At 65.3% G+C, this 887-nt stretch carries 1 protein-coding gene; it reads left to right on the top strand.

Going from position 1 to position 887, the window contains the following annotated elements; genetic code table 11:
- Nucleotides 1-2 precede the first annotated feature (2 nt).
- Nucleotides 3-863 (top strand): IS982 family transposase, encoded by an 861-nt coding sequence (locus tag N5079_RS35060; RefSeq protein WP_261588529.1) that lies wholly within the window; start codon nucleotides 3-5, stop codon nucleotides 861-863.
- The last annotated feature ends 24 nt before the right edge of the window (nucleotides 864-887 follow it).

The raw sequence follows: 887 nt of genomic DNA, 5'->3' as shown, positions 1-887 counted from the left end.
CACTGTACGTGAAGATCGACGACGAGATCGGAGGAACCCGGTGCATGGGCAGACCGCCACTGCTCAGCGACTCCGAACTCGTCTGCCTGGCCGTGGCCCAAGCCCTGCTCGGGCACCACTCCGAAGCCCGCTGGCTACGTTTCGCCCGCAAACACCTGTCCGGCATGTTCCCGTACCTGCCCCAGCAGTCGGGCTACAACAAACGCCTGCGCGCGGCGTTGCCCCTGGTCAAGCGGGTGATCCGGGAACTGGCCATAGACAGCGACTTCTGGTTCGACAACCACTGGATCGTCGACTCCACGCCGGTGCCGTGCGGAATGTCGCGCCCGACCGTGCAGCGCTCCAACCTGGCCGGCTGGGCCGGCTACGGCTACTGTGCCTCGCACTCGCGGTTCTTCTGGGGTCTGCGGCTGTACCTGGTGTGCACCCCGACCGGCATGCCGATCCTGTGGGCCCTGGCCAACCCGAAGATCGGCGAACGCGAGGTGCTGGCCGCGATGCTGGAGATCGACGCCGGCCTGGTCGCCGCACGCGAGGGCATCTTGCTCATCTCCGACAAGGGCTTCGCCTCCACGCCCTTCGAAAAGGACCTCGCCGAACAGGGCATCGAACTGCTGCGGCCCTCCCGCAAACGCGAGAAGGCACGCTACGGAGAACCGATGCTCAAGAAGGTCCGCCAGCTCATCGAGTCGGTCAACGACACCCTCAAGGGTCAGCTCGACCTGGAACAACACGGCGGGCGGACCTTCGAGGGCGTCGCAATCCGGGTCGCCCAACGCATTCTCGCCATGGCCTCCGCGATCTGGCACAACAACAAGACCGGAGCCCCGGTAACCCGATCGCTGACCGCCTACGACCACTGATCACATTGGACTTACTCGTCTAGG

The organism is Planotetraspora sp. A-T 1434 (assembly GCF_025420585.1).
Lineage (GTDB): Bacteria > Actinomycetota > Actinomycetes > Streptosporangiales > Streptosporangiaceae > JAOEGB01.
This window is presented reverse-complemented; position numbering and strand designations above follow the sequence as displayed.